At 60.6% G+C, this 23,501-nt stretch carries 20 protein-coding genes; 10 read left to right on the forward strand and 10 right to left on the reverse strand.

Going from position 1 to position 23,501, the window contains the following annotated elements:
* Positions 1–239: 239 nt before the first annotated feature.
* Entirely contained in the window at positions 240–2,915 is a 2,676-nt protein-coding gene (gene topA, locus ABFY71_RS00465) for a type I DNA topoisomerase (RefSeq protein ID WP_347944213.1), read from the forward strand.
* A gap of 619 nt (positions 2,916–3,534) precedes the next feature.
* Here the strand turns inward: topA and ABFY71_RS00470 are convergent.
* Complete coding sequence (locus ABFY71_RS00470; RefSeq protein ID WP_347944214.1) at positions 3,535–4,578, reverse strand: dipeptidase; 1,044 nt, start codon at positions 4,576–4,578, stop codon at positions 3,535–3,537.
* Between the two features lie 183 nt (positions 4,579–4,761).
* On the opposite strand from ABFY71_RS00470, the gene rnr reads away from it, so the two are divergent.
* The 3 genes from rnr (at position 4,762) to rpmG (ending at position 7,708) form a co-directional block, all read left to right on the forward strand.
* A complete protein-coding gene (gene rnr, locus ABFY71_RS00475) occupies positions 4,762–7,047 on the forward strand; it encodes a ribonuclease R (RefSeq protein WP_347944215.1) in 2,286 nt (761 codons plus the stop codon).
* A gap of 4 nt (positions 7,048–7,051) precedes the next feature.
* Entirely contained in the window at positions 7,052–7,444 is a 393-nt protein-coding gene (locus ABFY71_RS00480; RefSeq protein ID WP_305578071.1) for a DUF983 domain-containing protein, read from the forward strand.
* Between the two features lie 96 nt (positions 7,445–7,540).
* Positions 7,541–7,708, forward strand: coding sequence for a 50S ribosomal protein L33 (gene rpmG, locus ABFY71_RS00485; protein WP_305578073.1), 168 nt, complete (start codon positions 7,541–7,543; stop codon positions 7,706–7,708).
* A 407-nt stretch (positions 7,709–8,115) separates the two neighbouring features.
* Here the strand turns inward: rpmG and ABFY71_RS00490 are convergent, their stop codons facing one another.
* A complete protein-coding gene (locus ABFY71_RS00490; RefSeq protein WP_347944216.1) occupies positions 8,116–9,486 on the reverse strand; it encodes a PleD family two-component system response regulator in 1,371 nt (456 codons plus the stop codon).
* A 93-nt stretch (positions 9,487–9,579) separates the two neighbouring features.
* A complete protein-coding gene (locus ABFY71_RS00495; protein ID WP_108459298.1) occupies positions 9,580–9,951 on the reverse strand; it encodes a response regulator in 372 nt (123 codons plus the stop codon).
* Between the two features lie 98 nt (positions 9,952–10,049).
* On the opposite strand from ABFY71_RS00495, the gene ABFY71_RS00500 reads away from it, so the two are divergent.
* The 6 genes from ABFY71_RS00500 (at position 10,050) to ABFY71_RS00525 (ending at position 15,089) form a co-directional block, all read left to right on the forward strand.
* Positions 10,050–10,331 carry a DUF3572 family protein gene (locus ABFY71_RS00500; RefSeq protein ID WP_305578077.1) on the forward strand — a complete coding sequence of 94 codons (282 nt, stop codon included), beginning with the start codon at positions 10,050–10,052 and terminating at the stop codon, positions 10,329–10,331.
* Positions 10,332–11,654: a DNA polymerase IV gene (locus ABFY71_RS00505; protein ID WP_431021488.1), complete on the forward strand. Its 1,323-nt coding sequence runs from the start codon at positions 10,332–10,334 to the stop codon at positions 11,652–11,654.
* A complete protein-coding gene (locus tag ABFY71_RS00510; RefSeq protein ID WP_305578079.1) occupies positions 11,651–12,109 on the forward strand; it encodes a RidA family protein in 459 nt (152 codons plus the stop codon). The genes ABFY71_RS00505 and ABFY71_RS00510 overlap by 4 nt, the downstream gene beginning before the upstream one ends.
* Positions 12,110–12,282: 173 nt before the next feature.
* Complete coding sequence (locus tag ABFY71_RS00515) at positions 12,283–13,485, forward strand: GNAT family N-acetyltransferase (protein WP_347944217.1); 1,203 nt, start codon at positions 12,283–12,285, stop codon at positions 13,483–13,485.
* Between the two features lie 59 nt (positions 13,486–13,544).
* On the forward strand, positions 13,545–14,669 hold the full coding sequence (locus ABFY71_RS00520; protein WP_347944218.1) for a hypothetical protein: 1,125 nt from the start codon (positions 13,545–13,547) through the stop codon (positions 14,667–14,669).
* Positions 14,670–14,672: 3 nt separating this feature from the next.
* Complete coding sequence (locus ABFY71_RS00525) at positions 14,673–15,089, forward strand: HIT family protein (RefSeq protein ID WP_347944219.1); 417 nt, start codon at positions 14,673–14,675, stop codon at positions 15,087–15,089.
* Positions 15,090–15,202: 113 nt separating this feature from the next.
* On the opposite strand, the gene ABFY71_RS00530 is transcribed toward ABFY71_RS00525, so the two are convergent.
* The 7 genes from ABFY71_RS00530 to nuoN form a co-directional block, all read right to left on the reverse strand.
* Positions 15,203–15,889, reverse strand: a complete 687-nt coding sequence (locus ABFY71_RS00530; RefSeq protein WP_305578087.1) for an ABC transporter ATP-binding protein — start codon at positions 15,887–15,889, stop codon at positions 15,203–15,205.
* Complete coding sequence (locus tag ABFY71_RS00535; RefSeq protein WP_347944220.1) at positions 15,882–17,252, reverse strand: ABC transporter permease; 1,371 nt, start codon at positions 17,250–17,252, stop codon at positions 15,882–15,884. Before ABFY71_RS00535 ends, ABFY71_RS00530 begins: the two co-directional genes overlap by 8 nt.
* Complete coding sequence (gene proS / locus ABFY71_RS00540; protein WP_347944221.1) at positions 17,249–18,598, reverse strand: proline--tRNA ligase; 1,350 nt, start codon at positions 18,596–18,598, stop codon at positions 17,249–17,251. Before proS ends, ABFY71_RS00535 begins: the two co-directional genes overlap by 4 nt.
* Positions 18,599–19,104: 506 nt before the next feature.
* Entirely contained in the window at positions 19,105–19,356 is a 252-nt protein-coding gene (locus ABFY71_RS00545; protein WP_347944222.1) for a DUF1467 family protein, read from the reverse strand.
* A 121-nt stretch (positions 19,357–19,477) separates the two neighbouring features.
* Positions 19,478–21,151 (reverse strand): ribonuclease J, encoded by a 1,674-nt coding sequence (locus tag ABFY71_RS00550; RefSeq protein WP_305578095.1) that lies wholly within the window; start codon positions 21,149–21,151, stop codon positions 19,478–19,480.
* 71 nt (positions 21,152–21,222) lie between these two features.
* Positions 21,223–22,053 (reverse strand): biotin--[acetyl-CoA-carboxylase] ligase, encoded by an 831-nt coding sequence (locus ABFY71_RS00555; protein ID WP_347944223.1) that lies wholly within the window; start codon positions 22,051–22,053, stop codon positions 21,223–21,225.
* On the reverse strand, positions 22,054–23,499 hold the full coding sequence (nuoN, locus tag ABFY71_RS00560; RefSeq protein ID WP_347944224.1) for an NADH-quinone oxidoreductase subunit NuoN: 1,446 nt from the start codon (positions 23,497–23,499) through the stop codon (positions 22,054–22,056).
* Positions 23,500–23,501: the final 2 nt, after the last annotated feature.

Genomic DNA, 23,501 nt, shown 5'->3' on the forward strand with positions numbered 1-23,501 from the left:
GGTCGACCCGAAGGACAAGTGACTGCTGCGCCAATGGCGCAGGCCAGAAGTGTCGCTTTCAAGTGAATGGATCCGGCGCAGAGCTGCGCACCACTCAAGTCTGCACCCCCGCAAGCTTGTATGCAAGATTTCTCTCCCCTACGGGGAGGCCGGGGCTGGCTCACTGTGCCCGTTGACACTTTGTTCCAGCTTCACCATGTTGCGCCACTTCTCATCAAGCGGTTGCGGACAGGTATTCCATGAAGGTCGTTGTCGTTGAAAGTCCGGCCAAAGCCAAGACAATCAACAAATATCTGGGGTCGGACTACCACGTCCTGGCCTCTTTCGGCCATGTCCGTGACCTGCCGGCCAAGGACGGTTCCGTCCGCCCGGACGAGGATTTTGCCATGTCCTGGGAGGTCGATACCGCCTCCAGGAAGCGCATTGCCGACATTGCCAACGCGCTCAAGGGCGCCGACGAACTGATCTTGGCCACTGACCCGGATCGCGAAGGCGAAGCCATTTCCTGGCACGTGCTCGATGTTCTGCAGCAAAAGAAGGCCATCAAGAAGGGCGTCACCGTCCGCCGCGTGCTATTCAACGCTATCACCAAGGACGCCATTCTGGCGGCCATGCAGGTGCCGCGCGAAATCGACATGCCGCTGGTTGATGCCTATCTGGCCCGCCGCGCCCTCGATTATCTCGTCGGCTTTACCCTCTCGCCCATCCTGTGGCGCAAGCTTCCCGGCTCGCGCTCGGCGGGTCGCGTGCAGTCCGTCGCCCTGCGCCTGGTGTCGGACCGCGAAACCGAGATCGAAAAGTTCAAGCCCGATGAGTATTGGTCATTGGAAGCCAAGCTGGCCCAGTCCGGCAAGAGCTTCCTCGCCCGACTGCTCTCGGTCGATGGCAAGAAGACAGACAAGCTGGCCATCAGGGACGGCGAGCATGCCGCTGAGCTGAAGAAGCTCATCGAAGCCGGCCAGTTCAACGTTTCGGCCGTCGACAAGAAGCCGACCAAGCGCAATCCCTATGCGCCCTTCACCACATCGAGCCTGCAGCAGGACGCTAGCTCGCGCCTGGGCCTGTCGCCCAATCGCACCATGCAGATCGCCCAGCGACTCTATGAAGACGGACTGATTACCTATATGCGGACCGACGCCGTGCAGATGGCGCCCGAAGGCATCGCCATGGCCCGCTCGGTGATCGGCAAATATTTCGGCGCGGAATACCTCCCCGACAAGCCGCGCATCTACCAGACCAAGGCCAAGAACGCACAGGAGGCGCACGAGGCCGTCCGCCCAACGGACATGTTCAAGCGCCCCGAGAGCCTCAATCTCGATGCCGACCAGGCCAAGCTCTACGGCCTGATCTGGCGCCGCACCCTGGCCAGCCAGATGAAATCGGCCGAGATTGACCGCACTACGGTCGATATCGCCGTCAACGTCCCCGGTCGCGCTGTTGAGCTGCGCGCCGTCGGCTCGGTGGTGACCTTTTCGGGCTTCCTCAAGCTCTATGGTGTCGAGGTCAAATCCGACGAGCCCGATGATGCGGACGAGGAAAGCCGCGAACTGCCGCCCCTCGCCGTGGGCGATAAGCCGGCGCTGCAGTCGGTCGATATCGAGCAGCACTTCACCCAGCCGCCCAGCCGCTATACCGAAGCCAGCCTGATCAAGAAGATGGAAGAGCTCGGCATCGGCCGGCCCTCCACCTATGCGGCCACGCTGACCACACTCAAGGACCGCGACTATGTCCGCCTTGAGGGCAAGGCCCTGCATCCCGAGGATCGCGGCCGCATTGTCACCGCCTTCCTTGAAAATTTCTTTAATCGCTATGTTGAATACGGTTTCACCGCAGGCCTCGAAGAGCAGCTTGACGAAATTTCGGCTGGCACTCTGGACTACAAGCAGGTGCTGCGCGACTTCTGGAAGGATTTTCACGCCGCCACCACCGAGATCAAGGATCTGCGCGTCTCCGAGGTCCTGGACGTCCTCAACGACGCCCTGGCCAGCCGCATCTTCCCGCCCAAGGAAGACGGCGGCGATCCACGGCTCTGCCCCACCTGTGGAGTAGGCCAGCTGTCGCTCAAGCTGGGCAAGTTCGGCGCCTTTATCGGCTGCTCGAACTATCCCGAATGCAAGCACACCATGCAGCTCTCGGATGCCGCCAGTGGCCAGTCCCCTGAAGCCGCTGCCGGCGACGGCGTGCTCGGCACCGATCCGGAATCGGGCGAAGAAGTCTTTCTCAAGACCGGCCGCTTCGGCCCCTATGTCCAGCTCGGCGATACGGGCGGCAAGGAGGCCAAGCGCAGTTCCATCCCCAAGGGCTGGGACGCGGCGACCCTTAACCTGGAAGGCGCGCTCAAGCTGCTTTCGCTGCCGCGTGATGTGGGCCTGCACCCCGAAACCGGCCTGCCCATCACGGCTGGCCTGGGGCGCTATGGTCCATTCATCCTGTGCGACGGCAAATACGCCAATCTTCCCGATATAGAAGAGGTGTTCACCGTTGGCCTCAATCGCGCCGTCGATCTGCTGGCGCAGAAGGCCGCTGGCGGCTTCAAGCGCGCCGGCGCGGTGGCGGCTATTCAGACCTTCGAGCATGAAGACGGTCCGATCACCGTTCGCGCTGGCCGCTATGGCCCCTATGTCAATCAGGGCAAGATCAACGCCACCATCCCCAAGGACATCCAGCCTGAGGCGGTAACGCTTGAGCAGGCCGTTGAATGGATTGCTGCCCGCGCCGAAGCCACCGGCAAGAAGATTAAAAAGGCCCCAGCCAAAAAGAAAGCCCCGGCAAAAAAGCCAGCCGCCAAAAAGACCGCAGCCGCCAAGACGACGGCCACCGAAAAGACGGCTGCCAAGAAACCAGCTGCCAAGAAACCAGCAGCCAAGAAATCCACGACAAGCAAGGTCGTTGCCGACGAAGACGTTCCGTTCTAGCGCCGCGTCGGCGCGGTCGTAGCGCAGATACAAAAAGCCCCGGCGCATGGCCGGGGCAAGTGGGTCAGGAAAATCGGGGCGAGCGCCTAGCTGTTCAGCGCTCAAGCCCCAGCGGTGTCGTCGTTTCCGGCAGACACCGCGCGCCCATCATGGCCATTGGCTGGCACAAAGCGATGGGCGTTTGGTCGCAGACTGACAATCCGGCAAAGCCGGCTCGTCGAGCCCGCTATTGGCTCGCCGGCGGCGGTGAAACATAGATCTGCTGTGCCACGCCTTTCTCACCATCAGCGGTCCCAAATAGATGCTCGGGGGTACGTCGGGGCGATGTGTAGCTTGCCAGACACCATGGGCAGCGAGCAGCGGCACGAGGCCGAGGTCCAGCACACGATTGACAGAGCCTAAGGGCGGGCATGTTTTACCTCCTGGCTTCTCACCCATAACGGCGGAAGCTGCAAAATCTGATCAAACAGGGAACGAGCTTTTGGCTCCCCATTAAGATGGCCATAAATTCAGGCTTTTCAAGGGCTTGTTTGTCGCAGCTAAGGTAAAGTGCTTATCCCTTGGTCGGGCTTGCCAAATCCGCTTTGGATTGCGCATTCGATCGGGGGCGCGCGCCGCATCAGCCGATCGTGCGTTCGATCATGGCCAGCCAGTTGCCCAACGCGATTTTGCGCACCAGGGCCTCGCCATAGCCTTTGTCGAGCAAGGCTTGCAGCAGTTTGGGCACACCGGTTACGTCACCCATCGCCGCCGGTACCATGGCGCCGTCAAAGTCCGACCCCAGCGCCACGCCATCTTCCCCCAGGGCTGTTATCAGCGCATCAACATGGCGCACGATCACCTCGAGATCAGTATCTTTCTGCCATTGTCCGTCCGGACGCAAAAAACCGGCCGCATAGTTCACCCCCACCAGGCCCCGGCTCTCGGCGATGGCTGCCAATTGCCAATCCACCAGATTGCGCGAACTGGCGCAGATCGCATGCACATTGGAATGGGTCGCCACCAGCGGCTTGTCGCTGAGCGCAGCCACGTCGCGGAACCCGGCGGCGTTGAGATGGGAGAGGTCGATCATCACCCCACGGCGATTGCATTCGCGCACCAGCGCCTTGCCGGCGTCACTCAGGCCGGGTCCGATTTCGGCATCGGAAGGAAAGCGGAACGGCACGCCGGTGGCGTAGGCATTGGCCCGGCTCCACACCAGCCCGATTGAGCGCAGCCCGGCCGCATAGAGCACGTCCAGGGCATAAAAATCCGTGTCGATGGCCTCGGCGCCCTCAATGTGCATCACGGCCGCCAGCGTGTTCCTAACCGTGGCGGCGCGTATATCTGCGGCGCTCCGGCAGATTGTCAGCCCCCCTGCACGCTCGAGCTGCAGCAAGATCGCGGCCATGCCCAAGGTCGAGGCTTGCGCATCGGCCAGTCCCAGCTCGGGTGGCAGCGTGCCTTTGCTATCGGAAGCCGACACCGCGCCGCCGGCACTGCTCTTCGCCGGCGGCGGGAACATGGCAAAGAATCCGCCCACCATGCCGGCAGCCTTGGCCCGAGGCAGATCGATATCGGCCGCGGGCATGCCCTCGATGAACAGCCTGGTCTTGTCCCCCTCGGCCTCCAGCAGCTTGAGCAAGGTGTCATTGTGGCCGTCGAAGAAGGGAATTTGGGTCATCGGAAAACCAGAGAATCACGGATCTGAGCCTGCATGATGTCAGTATGTCGCCGATGATGTCAGTCGCATCCGCAGCGAAACGTGAGCCCTCGGCCGCAACGATCCCGTTCACATAATGTTGGCAAAATTGGCAATTTCGACGCGATTGCCCTATCTATGCGATACCCTATTAAAAACGACCCAATGGCCAGGCCTCCAATTACCAAACCCAAAAACTCCTCCGGTCCCAAGCGCGCCCGCAAACCAGCGGCCGATGCCCTGCCCTCACGGGAACAATTGCTCGAAGCTCTCGCCAAACAGCCCGATATCAAGGGCAAGCGCGATTTGGCACAGATGTTCGGCATCCGTGGCGACATGCGCCGCCCGTTCAAGGCCATGCTGGCAGAACTCGAGGGCGAAGGTGTCATCACCCGCACCCGCAAGGCGCTGCGCCGCACCGCCGCCCTGCCCCATGTCACCGTGCTCGACATCCCCCTCGATGCTGATCCGGATGACCTCCATGCCTATCCGGCGCAGTGGAACGAGGAGGAAGGCGAAAAGCCGCGCGTCACTGTGCTCGGCGGCCGCGATGCGCGCGTCGCCCCCGCCCCCGGGGACCGCATTCTCGCCCGCATCGATGCCGGCGAGGCCGAAATTCCGGTTTACACCGCCAAGGCGATGAAGATCCTCGACAAGCCGCGTCGCGGGCAGATCGGCATTGTCCGCATGGATGATGACGGCGCGCGCTTGCTGCCGGTTGATCGCAAGCTCAAGGAAATGCGCATCCCGCTCGGCGATCTGCTGACGGCTGCCGATGGCGATCTTGTCGAGGTCGAGGTCAAGCTTTCGGGCCGCCTGATGATCCCGCGCGCCAAGGTCACCGCCGTCATCGGCAATCCGATGTCTGAAGGCGCCATCAGCCTGATCGCCATCCATAATCTGGAAATCCCCTACCGGTTCCCGCAATCGGTGATCCGCGAGGCCGATGCGGCAACTGAAGCCAACCTCAAGGGCCGCGAAGACTGGCGCGACGTGCCGTTGATCACCATCGATCCCGCCGACGCCAAGGATCATGACGACGCGGTCTACGCCGAACCGGACCAGGATCCGGCCAATCCTGGAGGCCATATCGTCACCGTCGCCATTGCCGACGTCGCAGCCTATGTCCACCCCGGTTCGGAGTTGGATCGCGAAGCCTATCTGCGCGGCAATTCGGTGTACTTTCCCGATCGGGTGGTTCCCATGCTGCCCGAGCGCATCTCCAATGAACTGTGCTCGCTCAAGCAGGGCGTGCCCCGTGCCGCCCTGGCCGTCCGCATGGTGATTGGTGCTGATGGCCGCAAGCGCAACCACAGCTTTCATCGCATTCTGATGCGTTCGGCGGCCAAACTCAGCTATCAGCAGGTCCAGGCCGCCATTGATGGCCAGGTTGACGAGCAGACCGGTCCACTGCTCGATCCGATTCTGCGCCCGCTTTACGCTGCCTATGATGTCATGGTCCATGCCCGCAACCATCGCGGCCCATTGGAGCTTGACCTGCCCGAGCGCAAGATCGTGCTGGACGACAAGGGCATGGTTCTCGATATCCGGGTGCCAGAGCGGCTGGAGGCCCATCGTCTCATCGAAGAAATGATGATTGCTGCCAATGTTGCCGCCGCCGAAACGCTTGAACAGAAGCAGTCCGCCCTGCTCTATCGCGTGCACGATGAGCCATCGTCGGAAAAACTGCAGGCCCTGCGCGATTTCCTCGGCTCACTGCAGATCGCGATCAAGAAGTCCGACAGCGTCCGCGCCACCGACTTCAACGGCATTCTGGCCCAGTCACGCAAGGCCGGCAATGTCGAGCAGGTCAGTGAAATGGTGCTGCGCAGTCAGGCCCAGGCCGAGTACAATGCCGAGAATTACGGCCATTTTGGCCTCAATCTCGACCGCTACGCGCACTTTACCTCCCCCATTCGTCGCTACGCTGATCTGATCGTGCACCGCGCCCTGATCACGGCGCTCAATCTGGGCGAGGACGGCCTCACCGAACGCGAGATGCTGCAATTGCCCGGCATTGCCCAGCATATTTCGGCCACCGAGCGCCGCGCCATGCGTGCCGAACGCGAGACCGCCGACCGCTTGCTGGCCCAGTTCCTCGCCACCAAGATCGGCGCCAAGTTCGAGGGCCGCATTTCCGGCGTCACCCGTTCCGGCCTGTTTGTGCGCCTGTTCGAGACCGGCGCCGACGGCTTTGTTCCCGCCTCAAGCCTGGGTCAGGATTACTACCGCTATGTCGAAGAGCGCCAGTCGATGATCGGCGAGCGCGGCGGCGAGAAGTTCACCCTGGGTGATCGGGTCACAGTCCGGCTGCTGGAGGCAGCCCCGGTTGCCGGCGCCCTGCGGTTCGAACTGCTCTCGGAAGGCACGCGCGTCAATCCGTCATCTGTCAGACGTGGCAACAAGCGCCCATTTAAGCCGTTCGGCGCCAAGGGGCGCAAAAAGAGGTAATCTGATGGTAGACAAGGCAACAGTTGAACAGCGTGATCTAGGTCAGGCCATGTGGCGCGGCACCACCTGCAAGTGCCCCCATTGCGGCCAGGGCAAGATGTTTCGGGCCTATCTCAAGGTTGCCGAGAACTGCGATGTCTGCGGCGAGCAGCTCGACCTGCACCGCGCCGATGACTTTCCGCCCTACATTGCCATCATGATCGTTGGCCACATCCTGGTGGCGGTCATGCTGCACATGGACATGACCTGGCACGTCAATCCGCTGACCTATCTCTATACGATGATCCCGCTCGCCGTGATCCTGCCACTCGCCATGCTGCCCTCGATCAAGGGCGCCATTGTCGGTCTGCAATGGGCCAATGGCATGTACGGCTTCGGTACCGGCCAGACGGACTGAAAGTCACCTTGACAATCCGCGACAAATCCGTAGGTTGCGGCCAAATTCAGGCGCCGGGGAATCCGCGGCGCCGATTGCTTTGTGAAGGACTACCAAATGGCCAAAGCTGCTTCCGTCAAGATCAAGCTCGTGTCGACAGCTGATACTGGCTTTTACTACGTCACCAAGAAGAATGCCCGCACCCAGACCGAGAAGCTGTCGTATCGCAAGTACGACCCGGTCGTGCGCAAGCACGTTGAATTCAAGGAAGCCAAGATCAAGTAATTTGGTCGCCGTTTCGTTGCGAAATCAAAAGCCCCGCATCAGCGATGCGGGGCTTTTTGCTGTCCCTTGGCGGCGGGCAGTAATAGGCGCCGCCCAGTGCTAACAGTCTGCTAGCGATTTCGGGTAATGTGCTGCAATTGTTTCAACAGTGTGGCTGGTCCGGAGCGGCATGTCGAAGAGGCCACTCTGTCCGCGTCCGGACCAACCGCCCCACGGGTCTCAGGCGTTGCGGCGGACCTGAAACGAGCCATGGGGAACCCTCGACAGCGCCCCGTAGCGGGGCATGTCGGTGTTGAGGGCAACCTACTCTCGAACGGCCAAAACACAAGGCAAACCGGGCCTCTGCAGCCAGCAACCTTTTGTTAATTATAACAGATAACCCTAACGCGTCCAATTGCACCGATTGCTCAGGCGGCGTCAAACACCACGCGGTTACGGCCTTCGCGCTTGGCGCGATACAGCGCCACGTCGGCCCGTTTTATCAACGATTCCGGGGTGTCGGTTACGCTTTCATTGAGCGTCACCCCCGCCGAAACAGTCACCATGAGCGGGCGTGCCCCGCCCACCTCAAAGCCCCGATCGGCAATCGATTGCCTTACCCGCTCCGCCACGGCCTCGGCCTGGCGGAAGTCGGTATCGGGCATCAGCACCACGAACTCTTCGCCGCCAAATCGGCAGGCAAGGTCCACGCCGCGGATGGTACGCTTCAGGCGAACTGCGAACTCGCGGATCACCGCGTCGCCGATATCGTGGCCGTGTCCATCGTTGACCGCCTTGAAGTGATCAATGTCCAGGATCATCAGCGCCATATCGCGCTTGAGCTCCTGAGCCTTGCTCAGCATCACGCCCAAATGGCGGTCGAAGTACCGTCGATTATAGAGGCCGGTCATGTCATCGGTTATCGCCAACGCCATGGTATTGTTGACGCTTTGCCGCAGCTCCAGGGCGTAGCGCTGGCGCCGGATCTGGGTGCGAACCCGCGCCGCCAGTTCGTGGCGTTCTACGGGCCGCGAGATGACATCATTGACGCCCAAATCGAGCGCCCGCACCACCTTGGGCTTATCGGCGGCATCGGCAACCAGAATGATCGGCAGATTGCGCGTGTGCTCCAGCGTGCGTATTTGCGAGCACACCCGCAACGGATCAAACTCGGTTAGCGACATCGCCACCAGTGCCAGTTCATACTGCGCGCCAGTCACCTGGAATACTGCATCGGCCGGATTGGTCAGAATGTCGACGTCATGTTCGGGCGTGAGATAGCTCTTGATGCGCTCGGCGTGACGCAGATCGGTGTCGACAATCAGGATGACGCCGCCGTCCGTGTTGATCCTGTCCATCGCGCGCAACGCATCCTCGACAGCAATCTGCTGCCCCGTCATGGCGCGGGCCCGCAGCTCGTCGGTCAAGGATTTCAGCCGTACGAGGCTTTTGACCCGTGCCATCAGTTGCACGTCATCAACCGGCTTGGTCAGGAAATCATCAGCCCCAACCTCAAGCCCGCGCACCCGGTCCGAGGTCTGGTCGAGCGCGGTGATCATCAGTACCGGCACGTGCTGGGTCCGGGGATTGCTTTTCAGGCGCTGGCAGACCTCGAACCCGTCCATGTCGGGCATCATCACGTCGAGCAGCACAAGGTCGATATCCTGGCTGTCGCAGATCGCCAATGCCTGCGGCCCCGAGGACGCCGTCACGACATCATAGTATTCCGCACTCAACCGCGCCTCGAGCAAGCGGACATTGGTCGGGAGATCATCTACAATCAGTACGCGCGCGGTCACTACAAGCCCCAAAAACCAGTTCGCTGGCCGGTAGCGTCCACCACCGGCATCAAGCGGGCTGATCAGGCAGAGTGCATAGTCGGCGCTGCGCGATCAGGCCGGGCCAATATAGCGGGCAATAGTTTCCAGAAAGTGAGGTACCGAGATCGGCTTGCTGATATATCCTTCGCAGCCGCCCTGCAAAATCCGCTCTTCATCACCCTTCATGGCGAACGCGGTGACGGCAATCACCGGAATATGGGCGAGTTCGTCATCATCCTTGAGCCACTTGGTCACCACCAGCCCCGACACCTCGGGCAGCTGGATGTCCATCAGGATGAGATCGGGGTGATGCGCGCGCGCCAGATCAAGCGCTTCCATACCATTACGGGTCTGGATGACGGCATAGCCGCGCGATTCGAGCAGGTCGTTGAAGAGCTTCATGTTCAGCTCATTGTCTTCAACGATCATCACTGTCTTGGGCATTGAGCCTTCCTTGCGGCGCTAGGCGCTAGCGGCACTTCGCTTCGCCGCTCATTTCAGCTAGCATCAAAACTCTTACAAATCATCAAACGAGCCCGGTATTGCCCCGTCCAGAGAAAGCGACCTCATCCCTGGCACCCCTTGCCGATACTTGCCTGGGCTACCTCGCCGAGCACCCAGAAGAGCTACTGGCCTTCATGCACCATGCCGGCCTGGACCCCGACGCCTTGCGCAAGGCCGTCGGCACGCCAGCCCTGCAACGCGGCCTCGTCGACTATTTTGCCTCAAACGAACCGATTCTGCTCGCCCTCTGCGCAAATTCTGCAATTTCACCCGAAGACTTCATGCGGGTGTTTCATCAGATCAACCGGACGGAGTATTGATTGGCGCTGGATTGGCTCTGCCGCGACTGTCTCGAATACGGCACGGCGGACCGTGACCTGGACCGCTGCCCCCGTTGCGGCTCACCCCGTCTGCGCAGCCATCCCGAACTGTTTACCCTCACCACCGTCCACGTCGATTGCGATGCCTTTTACGCCTCGGTCGAAAAGCGCGACAATCCCAGCCTGCGCGACAAGCCATTGATAATCGGCGGCGGCGTTCGCGGCGTGGTTTCAACCTGTTGCTACATTGCCCGCCAGTCGGGCGTGCGCTCGGCCATGCCCATGTTCAAGGCGCGAGAGCTGTGCCCCGATGCCGTGATCATCAAGCCTGACATGGCCAAATATGTCGCTGTCAGCCGCCAGATCCGCAGCCATATGGACGCATTGACCCCACTGGTTGAACCGATCTCGATCGATGAGGCCTTCCTTGACATGGCCGGCACCCAGGCCCTGCACAAGGCACCACCCGCGGTGGTGTTGGCCCGTTTCGCCCGCGCCGTTGAAACCGAGATCGGCGTCTCGATTTCGGTTGGACTCAGCCACAACAAGTTTCTGGCTAAAGTTGCCTCGGACCTTGATAAGCCGCGCGGCTTTGCCGTGATCGGCGTGGCAGAAACCCTGCAATTTCTGGCACCAAGACCCATCAGCCTGATCTACGGGGTGGGCAAAGTGCTTGCCGAGACGCTGCGCAAGGACGGTCTGGTCACCATCGGTCAGTTGCAGAATGAGCCCCCGGAGCGCCTGATGCGCCGCTATGGCGAAACCGGCGCCCGGCTCGCCCGCCTGTCGCGGGGCCAGGACAGCAGGCGCATCGCTACAGACGGTGAAATGAAGACCGTTTCTTCTGAAACCACGTTTTTCACCGACATCAGCAGTCTCGATGCCCTCTCCACCGAACTGCTCAAGGTCACCGAACGACTATCCGAGCGGCTCAAGGCCAAAAACATCGTCGGTGATACGGTGACACTAAAGCTGAAATCGACCGGTTTCCGCTTGCGTACCCGCGCCCGACACTTGATGATCCCGACCCAGCTTGCCAATGTCATTTATGAAACCGGGCTGTCGCTGCTGCAACGCGAAGTGGATGGCACCGCTTTCCGGCTGATTGGAATCGGTGTTTCGGGTATCGATGCCGCCGATGGCAGCGATCCGGCCGATCTGCTGGAACCAATAGTGGCCCGCAAGGCAGCCGCCGAGCGCGCGGTGGATCGAGTGCGCACACGCTTTGGCCGTGAAGCCGTGGTGCGCGGCAAGCTCTATAAATTTCGGCCGGCGCCGCCGGCAGAACCGGACGACGACCAAACTGAAGGCAAGACCAAATGACCAGCCCAATCGAAAAACTCCGCGAGTACGGCTATGAACTGCCCGCCCCCAAGGTACCCGTGGCCAGCTATGTGCCGGTCGCGCGCAGCGGTAATCTGCTCTACGTCTCCGGCCAGATCTCTGCCAATGATCAGGGCGTGGTCACCGGACTGCTCGGCGATACCATGAATGTCGTCCAGGGTGGCAATGCCGCTGAACTGTCGGCGCTCAACGTCCTCTCCCAGATCGTTCACGCTGCCGGCGTCCCGCTTGAGGACATCAAGCGTATCGTCAAGGTTACGGTTCTGGTGGCGTCCACACCCGACTTCACCGAGCAACATCTGGTTGCCAATGGCTGCTCCAACCTGCTCGTCGCCATTCTGGGCGAGAAGGGCAAGCACGCCCGTGCCGCCTTTGGCGTGGCCTCCCTGCCCTTCGGCGCCGCCGTCGAAATCGAAGCGATAGTCGAAGTCTAGGCATTTTGGCCCATCACAGTCCGGTGCACCTGCTGCACGGGCAACCCGGCTCGAATTCATCTCCTGCCGTCACGCGGCGATCAAGTTCTGGCGAGCGCCGGGAAAGCCCGTGACGGCGGGGACAATTCGGTCCAAGGTTGCAGCGGAGGCTGCCCGGCCCCACATGGATCAGATTGTCTTCGAAGGTTTCAATCCCGACATTGCCCGATAGCGGATACACGGCCACCGTCCATCCCTCCACTGCCAGCATTCCAGCGGCCGTGTGGAATGCCCTTGCGCCCTCGACCGACGGCAAGGTGGACAATCCTTTTCTTGATCATGCGTTTTTTCTGGCGCTGGAAGAATCGGGCTGCGCTACCGCCAGCACCGGCTGGCAGCCTCAGCACATTGTTCTGTCCGATGCTGATGAGACACCCATCGGGTTGATGCCGCTCTTTCTCAAATCCCACTCCATGGGCGAATATGTTTTCGACCATGGCTGGGCCGACGCGCTGGAACGGGCCGGTGGCAGCTACTATCCCAAGCTGCAATGTTCGGTGCCCTTTACGCCGGCGACCGCGCCCAAGCTGCTGGTACCCTCGGGAAACGCATCTGTGCGGGCCGCCTTGCTCTCGACCGCCCAGCAGCTTGCGCTGCAGCGCCATGCCTCCTCGGTGCACGCCACTTTCGTACCCGAAGCAGAGGCCAATGAAATTGAGGCCGAAGGCTGGCTCAAACGCGTCGACACGCAGTTCCATTGGCACAATGATGGCTATGCCAGTTTTGACGAGTTTCTCGAGACCCTGTCGTCACGCAAGCGCAAGACCATACGCCGCGAACGCCGCGACGCACTTATGGATGGGCTTTCCGTCAAATGGCTATCGGGCGCCGATCTGCAGGAACATCACTGGGACGCCTTCTACGATTTCTATGAGGACACTGGCGCCCGCAAATGGGGCCGCCCCTACCTCAACCGTGAATTCTTCTCGCGCATCAGCGCCACCATGCCCGAGTCCATCGTGCTGATGCTGGCCTATGACGGCGACGAACCGATTGCTGGTGCCATCAATTTCGTCGGCAAAGACCGGATTTTCGGCCGCAATTGGGGCTGCACCCGTGACGTCCCCTTCCTGCATTTTGAGCTCTGCTACTATCAGGCCATCGACTACGCCATTGCCCACAAACTGGCTGTGGTCGAGGCCGGGGCCCAGGGCGAACACAAGCTGGCCCGCGGTTACGCACCTGCGTCAACCTATTCGGTGCACTGGCTTGCCCATCCAGGATTGCGCGCCGCCGTCGCCGACTATCTTGAGCACGAACGCCAGTCCGTCGAGCGCAACCAGGACCTGCTCGACCAGTTCACTCCGTTCCGCAAGGGCGAACGCACCGACCGCTAGCACGGTTCGGCGATGATCGTGGCTTTCCCCAACCACCCAAGAGCTCTATGTAGATTGCCATGATTTTGGATATTTTCTTTTTCGTGCTGCAGGCCGCTCTGGTGTTTGTGGCTTCAACCGTACTGTTTGACGCTCTGCACTGGACCCTGCACCGATGGGAGGGTTCCTCGATCCCGCTGCTGCGCCGTCTGTCGTCCTGGCATTGGGTTCATCACAAGTTCCTGGGTGTGGACATGCAGATCAACCCGGCCTATGCCCGGGCCAATATCTGGTTCCATATCTTGCCCGAGTATCTCACCTCGATGGCCGGAACAGTAATCTTCCTGTTGGTCTTTCCCTGGCCGCCCATTGCCGCCGTGGCCGTGCTCCGGACAGTCATGCTGGTGATGACGCTGCGCGAAGAGGGGCTGGACTACAATCACATGTCGATGGACCGCGTCGGCGGTCAGCAGAACCTGCTCTGGGTCGGCGACAATTACCACGCCATGCATCATGTCTATCCGCACAATTTCTTCTCATCTTTCGCCAATGTGTTTGATCTGCTGGCCGGTACCACCTGCCAGATCAAGGGCCGTCGATTTCTTGTGACCGGCGCCAGCGGTGCCTTCGGCTCGGCCATGGTCGAAAAACTCACCCGCGCCGGCGCGATTGTCGAAACCGCCAAATCCGGCGTCGACTTCAGCGCGGGCGACTACTCGGCCATACGGGCCAAACTCGAAACAGCTGACGTGCTGATCATGGCCCACGGCGCCAAGACTGATGATTGCTGGAATGCCAATTTCGTCACCTTCCGTGACCTGACCGAGCTTTTCACCGAGGTCGGAAACACCCGCCTCGCGCCCCCGGAAGTCTGGGCGCTGGGTTCCGAGGTCGAGTTTCACGGCGATATGGGGATGGCCGAGCTCAAGGCCTATTCCGCCTCAAAGCGGGCCTTCGCCGCCAAGGCGCTGGACTTCTATCGCTCGGATGCGCTGATCTATCGGCATATCGTCCCCTCCTCCTTTACCTCGGCCATGGGCAAAGGCGCCATGAGCGCCAGCACCGCCGCCAACATTACCCTGTTCTTTGTTCGCCGGGGCTTCCGATACGTGCCGGTGACCTTTACCGGCCTCGCTGTCCTCAACTACTTTCGTTTTCGATTCTTGCAGAAGGGACAGCAGGAAATTGTCCAGCCAGCGGAGTGATCCATGACCTATGATCCAGCCAATATCTTTGCGAAAATCCTGCGCGGCGAAATCCCCGCTCACAAGGTGTATGAAGACGAGACCGCCCTAGTGATGATGGACATTTTTCCGCAGTCGCGCGGCCATACCCTGGTCATTCCCAAGTCGGCCTCGCGCAATCTGCTCGACGCCGATCCGGCAGTCTTGTCAGCAGTCATGCCGCTGGTACAGCGTGTCGCCACAGCAGCCAAGGCCGCCACCGATGCCGATGGCATTCGTGTCGCCCAGTTCAATGAAGCCGCGGCTGGGCAGACGGTGTACCATCTGCATTTTCACGTCATCCCGATGTTTGAAGGGGTGGAGATGGGCGCTCACGGCCGCAACCAGGCGGACAATGACGAACTGGCCGCACTGGCCGGCAAGATTGCTGCTCAGCTCTAGAGTATTTCACATTGATGCTGATGCGGCATCGCCCCCGTCCCTCAAGGGGGGGGCTCAAAGGTCGCGGCAGGTAGGGTGTGTAGCGTTCAGGCGGTCAGACTGGCGGCGCCCAATCACAGTGTGTGATCGACCACCAATCCGCCCTTGAGCGTGACAATCCGGTCGGCGCGGCGCGCCAGATCGTGGTTGTGGGTGGCAATCAAGGCTGCCGCCCCTTCATTCTTGATCAGGTCGGCCAGCGCCCCGAACACGATGTCGCTGGTTTCGGGGTCAAGATTGCCGGTGGGTTCATCGGCCAGAATGACCTTGGGATGGTTGGCCGCAGCCCGGGCAATCGCCACGCGCTGCTGTTCGCCGCCCGACAATTCAGCTGGCCGATGGCTGGCGCGCGCCGCAATGCCGAGCAGCTCGAGCAATTCCATGGAACGCTTGTCCGCCTCGGCCGGCGACTTGCCGGCGATCAGCTGCGGCATGGAGACATTCTCCAATGCCGTGAACTCGGGCAGCAGGTGGTGGAACTGGTACACGTAACCCACTGTCGATCGGCGCAGCTGCGTCCGGCCACGATCACCCAGATGGCTGGTCTTGATCCCCATCAGCTCCACTTCGCCCCCCTGCGGGCTCTCCAGCAGGCCTGAGAGGTGCAGCAGCGTCGATTTGCCGGCGCCAGAGGGTGCGACAAGCGCCACCATCTCACCGCTCTGTACGGTCAGGTTGGCGGCTTCGAGTACACGGACGATCTTGTCGCCTTGACCATAGTGGCGATGCACATCGGTGAGAACCAGATGGGGCTTACTCATAACGCAATGCCTCTACCGGATCATATTGGGCCGCTCGCCAGGCAGGATACAGCGTCGCCAGAAAACTCAGCCCCAAGGCAAGCCCAACGACCACGGCTACCTCCACCGGATCAGTCTTGGATGGCAGCGTCGACAGGAAGAATACCTCGGGCGGAAAGATCGCCACGCCCAGCGTGTTCGACACAAAGGCCCGTAGTGTCTCCGCATTGGCGGCCACGATCAGGCCCAGCACCACGCCCGTCAGCGTGCCGATCACGCCGATGGTGGTACCCGTGATCGAGAAGATGCGCATGATCGCGCCGCGCGTGGCTCCCATGGTACGCAGCACGGCGATGTCGGAGCTTTTGTCCTTCACCAGCATGATCAGGCTGGAAATAATATTGAACGCCGCCACCAGGATAATCATCGACAGAATGGTGAACATCACCACGCGTTCGACCTGCAGCGCCGAGAAGAACGTCTCGTTGCGCTGCTGCCAGTCAGTCAGCACCAGTGGTCGGGTCGACGGATCAGACTGTAGCCTTTGCCGCATCTCCATCACGTTGTCGGGATCGTCGATAAAGACCTCCGCCGCCGAAACCTGATTGATGCGCTCATAGGCAGCGTCGATCTCGGCGTCGCTCGCCAAGGGATCCAACGGCCCCATGCCGGGTTTCAGCACCTCTTCAAATTTCTTGAAATAGGTCTGCGCCGGCTCGAGGGGCATGTACATGAAGAAGCTGTCAAACTCGACCATGCCAAGATTGAAGATCACATTGACCGGATAGGAGCGGATTTGTGGTGTCGAGCCAAATGGCGTCATCGCCCCATCCGGATTGATGATCTGCACCTGGTCACCCAGCGACACCCCCAGAGCTTGCGCCAACCGGTAACCGATTGCGACGCCCTTGGAGCTATCCCACTCGTCCCAGCCGCCCTGCACTGCCGAATTGTACAGCAGGTCGAGCTTTTCAAGGTTTTCCTCATCCATGCCGCGCACCGTCGCGCCGGTTGAACTACCGGGACCGGAGGCAAGCACCTGACCCTCGACGAAATAGACCGCGAAACTGACGCCATCAATCTGCTCGAGGGCGGCGATGGTCTCCTTGTAGTCGGTGAATTCGCGCTCGATGGGAAACGCGGTGAAGTGGCCGTTCAGACCCAGGATTTTGGTCAGCAGCTCGGCGCGGAAGCCGTTCATTACCGACATCACCACGATCAGGGTCGCTACCCCGATAGCCACGCCGACCATGGTCAGGCTGGCGATCACCGAAATGAACGCCTCCTTGCGCCGGGCCCGCAAATAGCGGCCAGCGATCAGCCACTCAAAGCGCGAAAAGGCGCGCGTGCCCTTGTTCAGTGCAGGCTGCGCCGTGTCGGTCAAATGTCGGTCTTTCGCTGGGGTTCAATCAATCCCTTGAGCCGAGCCACGGCCTCGCCAATGGGCAGTGTCTCGCGCTCACCGGTCTTGCGGTGCTTGATTTCGGCCTCGCCAGCCTTCAACCCGCGCGGTCCGATGATGATCTGATAGGGAATGCCGATCAGGTCCGCCGTGGTGAACTTGGCACCAGCACCCTGATCGCGATCATCATACAGCATGTCGAGGCCGGCCGCGTTTAGTTCGGCATAGAGGGCGTCGCAGGCTGCATCACAGGCATCGTCTCCGGCCTTGAGATTGATCAGCACGGCCTCAAACGGGGCCACCGATACTGGCCAGACAATGCCGTCATCGTCATGGAACGCTTCAATGATGGCCGGTACCAACCGGGTCGGCCCGATACCGTAGGATCCCATATGCACGGTAATTTCCTTGCCGTCGGGACCGGTCACAGTCGCCTTCATGGGTTCCGAATACTTGGTCCCGAAGTAGAAAATATGGCCAACTTCGATGCCCCGGGCCGAAACCCGGTTTTCTTCGCTCACCGATGCCTCGAATTCGCTCATGTCGACCATGTCTTCGGTCGCGGCATAGTGGGACGTCCAGTCCTCAAAGATCGGACTCAGATCGCCCCGGAAGTCCGTATCCTGGGGTGGGATGGGTTTATCGAGCAGACGCTTGTCACAGAACACCGCGCTTTCGCCGGTGTCCGCCAGCACGATGAACTCATGGCTGAGATCGCCACCAATCGGGCCGGTATCAGCACGCATTGGAATCGCCGTCAGGCCCATGCGGGCATAGGTGCGCAGATAAGCCACGAACATGCGTTCATAGGCCTTCACCGCTTCTTCCTTGCTCAAATCGAACGAATAGGCATCCTTCATCAGAAATTCGCGACTGCGCATGGTGCCAAAGCGCGGCCGCACCTCGTCGCGGAACTTCCACTGAATGTGGTACAGATTCAGCGGTAGGTCCTTATAGGACTTCACATAGCTGCGGAAGATGTCGGTGATCATCTCTTCATTGGTCGGTCCGAAGAGAAAATCGCGCTCATGCCGATCCTGGATGCGCAGCATCTCCTTGCCATAGGCATCGTAGCGGCCGCTTTCCCGCCACAGATCGGCCGATTGAATGGTCGGCATCAGCAGTTGGATCGCGCCGGAACGGTTCTGCTCCTCCTCGATGATCTTCTGGACCTTCATCAGGACCTTGTAGCCCAGCGGCAGCCATGAATAGAGACCCGAGGCCTGTTGGCGGACCATGCCCGCGCGCAGCATCAGACGATGCGACGCAATCTCGGCGTCCTTGGGAACGTCGCGCAGCACCGGCAAAAAATAGCGAGACAGGCGCATGTAAACTCCAGGAATGACTGTCGACTCAAGGCTGATGTTGATGCCCACTCAAATCCTACTCGTCCATCCGATGCAAGCATGGAAGGCATGCAGAATCTACGTGACAGAGCTCATTTGACTTGTTAGGGTTTCTCCCAATAAAGCGCAGGTGGTTACAACCGCCGGACGTCGACAACGTCAAGGGAGGAGCGTTGGCTGCGCGCTGTCATAGCGCGCCTAAGACCAGCGTATTGTCGAACAAACTTTTTCAGCGGGGCCTTGTGCCCCGCTTTTTTCTTGGCGATTGGTGGACGCGCCAGTTCGCACATTCGCGATGGCAAATTCTGCAGCCCTCAGTCGTATCGCCTCAGCTCTGCCGGGCAGGACACACGCTCCGCTAATGGGTCGTTGAAGTGCATTTACGCGACGCTGGCTACCGTCGCCGAGCTTGAGGCCGCTCTGGGGCTCGCTCACACTCACGCAGTTCAGGCCGGCTGCGTGCTAGCAGCGGCGAAGCGACGGACGAACTAGCGGTTCCAGTAGTATTGCAGGGCTTCATTGGTGAGACCCCACATCAACAGCGCGGTCAGCACGGCTGCCAGCCCCGTAGCCGTCAGCACCTTGAACAGCAAGCGCGGCGCAATCGGGGCGCCCGGATCACTGCCGGCCACGACTTCTTCGCCAGCTTCATGGAAGCTCTTATTGCCGATGGGCAACACCGCAACAAAGCTGATCCACCACAGGACAAAAAATACCGCGATGATTGAGCCAATCTGCATGGGTTGTCCTTGGGGTAAGTGCCGCTGGCGATGAACTATCCTAGCACTAGACCATCACCAGGCGCAGGCGAAGACTGAATAATGTCGCGGCCAGCACAGGCCAGCCGCGACATTGAAGGCCTTAGACGCGGTGGACGAACACCGACACATTGGGCTTGCGCCCCCAATAGGCGTTGACCTCATTGCGAATGCCCTTGAACAGCGCCGAATTGAGCACTTCGGTATCGCTGCGCCGCTTGGGTGGCATCGACTTGAGAACGCCGGCAATGGTGTCTTCCACCAATTCGCTCAGCGACTCGTCCTCGGTCTCGGGCAGACCATCAATCACCAGATCCGGTCCCGACACGACCTGCCCGCTGCCATTGACGCACAAGCTGACCACGACGTGGCCGCCAAACGACAGGCGACGGCGTCCCTTGACGCCGGATTCCTCAGGCGTGCACAGCACCAGACCGTCGAGATAAAGCTCACCGGTCCGCACTTCTGCTTTGAGCAGCGCCGTGTCCGGGAACAGGCGAACCATGTCGCCATTGCGGGCTTCACACACCGTGGGAATGCCGGACTCACGTCCCAGCTTGGCGTGGGCCTTCAGGTGCACGGGTTCGCCATGCACCGGCACCAACACTGTTGGCTTTACCCAGCTGTAGAGCTTGCGCATCTCGCCGCGCCGCGGATGGCCAGTCACATGCACCAGACCGTCATTGGTGGTGATGACCTCAACGCCCTGATCGATCAGCTGGTTCTGGATATCAATGACTTCGCGCTCATTGCCCGGGATTGCCCAGGACGAGAAGATCATGCGATCGCCGGCCGCCAGCGCAATCACCGGATGATCGCCACGGGCGATGCGCGCGATAGCCGCGCGGGCTTCTCCCTGGCTGCCCGTGCAGATCAGCACAATCTTGTTGCGGGCGATCGAGCGATAGGCGTCCTGATCGAGCAGTGGCGGCAGGCCTTCCAGCATCCCCAGTTCGCGGGCAATGCCCATGATCCGGTGCAATGAACGCCCGGACATCACCACCTGGCGACCGGCCTTTTCGGCCGCGCGCACGATGGAGATCACCCGCCCCACATTGGAGGCAAAGGTGGTCACCGCAACACGATTGGGGGCTTCCGCGATCATCGCCGCCAGATTGCCGGCGACTTCAGCTTCACTCGGGCTTTCGCCATCCTTGAGCGCATTCGTGGAATCGCAAATCAGGGCGAGTGGCGTGGATGTGTCCTCGCCGATCTGCTTGAGCCGCTCGACATCAGTGGGCGCATTGCCAACCGGGGTAGGATCAAGCTTCCAATCGCCCGTATGCAGAATGCGCCCGATGGGGGTCGTGATCAACAAGGCGTTGGATTCGGGGATCGAGTGGGCGACGTTAATCGCCTCAATGGTGAACGGTCCCAGATTGAAGGGCTGGCCGGGCACCATGATGGTCAGGTCGACATTCTCGACGATACCGTCGCCGGCGCGCTTGGCCGCCAGCATGGCGCCGGTGAACCGCGTCGCAAAGACCGGCTTTTCAAAACCGGGCCACAGATCGAGCACCGCGCCATAGTGGTCTTCGTGGCTATGGGTCAGAATCAACCCCAGCACGTCATCGGCGCGTTCCTCAAGAAATTCGGGGTTGGCCATGATCAGTTCGATCCCTGGCAGGTCGGGCCCGCCAAAGGTCACGCCGCAATCGACCACAATCCATTTGCGCGACTTTTCCGGCCCGAAGCCGTAAGCGCCCATATTCATACCAATCTCGCCGACGCCGCCAAGCGGCACAAATACGAGTTCATCCCTTTGGGTTTTAGCCATGGGTCAGTTCAGTCCTTTCGAGCGCAACGCCGGAGCGATCTTTGGTCGCCGGTCGCCTGCGCAATTAATGGTCAGCTTTGGGCGCTGGCCGTTGCCCCAAAATGCACGTCACCCGCGGTAATCGCGATGCGACGATCATCCTCGCCGCGGACGATCAATCGTCCCGCGTCGTCGATAGATTCAAAAATGCCGCGCACAACGTCGCCGTTCTGCGTGACCGCGACCGGCGCGCCAATACCAGCGGCCGACGCGCGCCAGTGCTCGAGCACCGCGCCAGTGCCTCGCCCGTCATTCCACAATCCAAAAATCTCGGTCCACGCATCGCTGAGGGCGTCAAACACCTCACCAGCGTCGCGCGAGACGCCAAAATCATTCAGGCTGATGGCGGGATAGGGCAAACCTCGCGGTGCTGCAACTACATTGACCCCGATACCAATCGCAATGGCCTGACGTCCGTCAGGCAGTTTGTTGGCCTCGAGCAGGATACCGGCGAGCTTGGCGCCGTCGACCAACACGTCGTTGGGCCACTTCAGCGCGATGCGCGACTGGCCGTCCAGGCCGTCGGCGCCGTCAATTCCAATATGCACCAGACCGTTGGGTAGAATGGCCGACAGGGCACGACTAAGCGAAACCCCCGCCACAAAGCCCAGCGTTGCAGACAATGTGGGGTCGCAGTCGGGCACAATCAACAGCGTGGCGGCAAGATTGCCATAAGGGCTCTCCCATTGGCGGCCGCGACGGCCCCTGCCCGACACCTGCTGCCGTGCCACAAACCAGATGCCACCGGGATCTCCGGAGGCCGCCGCTTCGAGGGCTTCCGAATTGGTTGATCCCACACTGTCATAGCCGCGCAGCCGATAGCCGGCCGCGCGCGCCTTGGCGCCAAGCGTAAAGTCGCTCACCTAGAACAGGCTTCCGGCCGCGATGTGGGCAAGATTGGCCAGCGGACCACCGACGGTAAAATAGTACGTTACCATCAGGAATCCGGTCACACCCATGACGATGTTGAGCGCCATAGGCACGGCCTCGAATGCGCGCACCGGCTCATCAAAATACATCACCTTGACGACACGCAGATAGTAGAATGCGCTAACAGCCGAAGCCAGCACCCCAATCACCGCCAGCACATAGAGTTGCGCGTCAATTGCCGCCAGAAACGCGTGCCACTTGGCAAAGAAGCCGGCCAGTGGGGGCATGCCAATCAGCGAGAACATGGTGACGGCCATCACGGCTGCCACAAACGGCCGCTGCTGCGCCGCACCGGCCAGATCGCTGATATTGTCGACATAGCCGGCATCAGTACGCAGCGCCAGGATGCAGGCGAACATGGCAATTGTCATCACGACATAGATCGCCATGTAGATCATCACGCCTTCAACGCCGCCCTGAGTACCCGACGACAGGCTGACCAGGGCAAAACCCACATGACCGATCGAAGAATAGGCAATCAGGCGCTTGATCGATTTCTGGCCGATGGCGGCAAACGCTGCCAGCACCATCGAGGCAATCGAGAGAAAGATGACGATCTGCTGCCAGTCCTGGGTGATACCCTGGAAGGTATCGATAACCAGCCGGACCATCAGGGTCATCGCCGCCACCTTGGGCGCCGTGGCCAAGAATGCCGTGACCGGGGTGGGCGCGCCCTCATAAACGTCAGGGGTCCACATGTGGAACGGCACCGCCGAGATCTTGAAGGCAATACCGGCGAGCAGGAACACCACGCCGAAAATCAGACCGATCGAACGACCTTCCACGGCAATGGCGCGAACGATTTCCTGCAAATTGGTATGGCCGGTGAAGCCATAGATCAGCGAGGCGCCGTAGAGCAGCAAGCCAGACGACAGGGCACTCAACACGAAGTACTTCAGGCCCGCCTCTGTTCCCCTGCTGTCATCGCGCTTGATTGCGGCCAGCACATAAAGCGACAGCGACTGCAGCTCAAGCCCGACATACAGGCTCATCAGATCATTGGCCGAAACCATCATCATCATGCCCAGCGTCGCCAGCAGCACGAGTACGGAAAACTCGAACTTGTGAGTACCGTTCTCCTCGTCCCGTGGCAGGGCCAGCAGCAGCGAGAACGCCGAACCTCCCAGCACCAGCATTTTCATGTACCGGGCAAAGCTGTCGGCGATGAAGGCGCCATTGAACAGTACGCCGTCGATTGGGGCAAACATCACCAGCACGGCAACGGCTAGCAGCAGCAGCACGGCGCCATAGGAGACAAGAAGCGAGCGCTCCTTGTTGACTGCGACACCGACCAGCAACAGCAGCACGGCACCAACGGCCAGCAGCATTTCGGGATATGCGGGAGCCAGGCTCGCGAAATCGATAACGTCTGAGTTCACGG

Source organism: Devosia alba (assembly GCF_039938915.1).
Lineage (GTDB): Bacteria > Pseudomonadota > Alphaproteobacteria > Rhizobiales > Devosiaceae > Devosia > Devosia alba.

Excerpts from the sequence above, each read along its gene's own strand:
- topA (WP_347944213.1), top strand. The coding sequence starts at position 240 with ATGAAGGTCGTTGTCGTTGAAAGTCCGGCCAAAGCCAAGACAATCAAC.
- ABFY71_RS00470 (WP_347944214.1), bottom strand. The coding sequence starts at position 4,578 with ATGACCCAAATTCCCTTCTTCGACGGCCACAATGACACCTTGCTCAAG.
- rnr (WP_347944215.1), top strand. The coding sequence starts at position 4,762 with ATGGCCAGGCCTCCAATTACCAAACCCAAAAACTCCTCCGGTCCCAAG.
- ABFY71_RS00480 (WP_305578071.1), top strand. The coding sequence starts at position 7,052 with ATGGTAGACAAGGCAACAGTTGAACAGCGTGATCTAGGTCAGGCCATG.
- rpmG (WP_305578073.1), top strand. The coding sequence starts at position 7,541 with ATGGCCAAAGCTGCTTCCGTCAAGATCAAGCTCGTGTCGACAGCTGAT.
- ABFY71_RS00495 (WP_108459298.1), bottom strand. The coding sequence starts at position 9,951 with ATGCCCAAGACAGTGATGATCGTTGAAGACAATGAGCTGAACATGAAG.
- ABFY71_RS00510 (WP_305578079.1), top strand. The coding sequence starts at position 11,651 with ATGACCAGCCCAATCGAAAAACTCCGCGAGTACGGCTATGAACTGCCC.
- ABFY71_RS00520 (WP_347944218.1), top strand. The coding sequence starts at position 13,545 with ATGATTTTGGATATTTTCTTTTTCGTGCTGCAGGCCGCTCTGGTGTTT.
- ABFY71_RS00525 (WP_347944219.1), top strand. The coding sequence starts at position 14,673 with ATGACCTATGATCCAGCCAATATCTTTGCGAAAATCCTGCGCGGCGAA.
- ABFY71_RS00530 (WP_305578087.1), bottom strand. The coding sequence starts at position 15,889 with ATGAGTAAGCCCCATCTGGTTCTCACCGATGTGCATCGCCACTATGGT.
- proS (WP_347944221.1), bottom strand. The coding sequence starts at position 18,598 with ATGCGCCTGTCTCGCTATTTTTTGCCGGTGCTGCGCGACGTTCCCAAG.
- ABFY71_RS00545 (WP_347944222.1), bottom strand. The coding sequence starts at position 19,356 with ATGCAGATTGGCTCAATCATCGCGGTATTTTTTGTCCTGTGGTGGATC.
- ABFY71_RS00550 (WP_305578095.1), bottom strand. The coding sequence starts at position 21,151 with ATGGCTAAAACCCAAAGGGATGAACTCGTATTTGTGCCGCTTGGCGGC.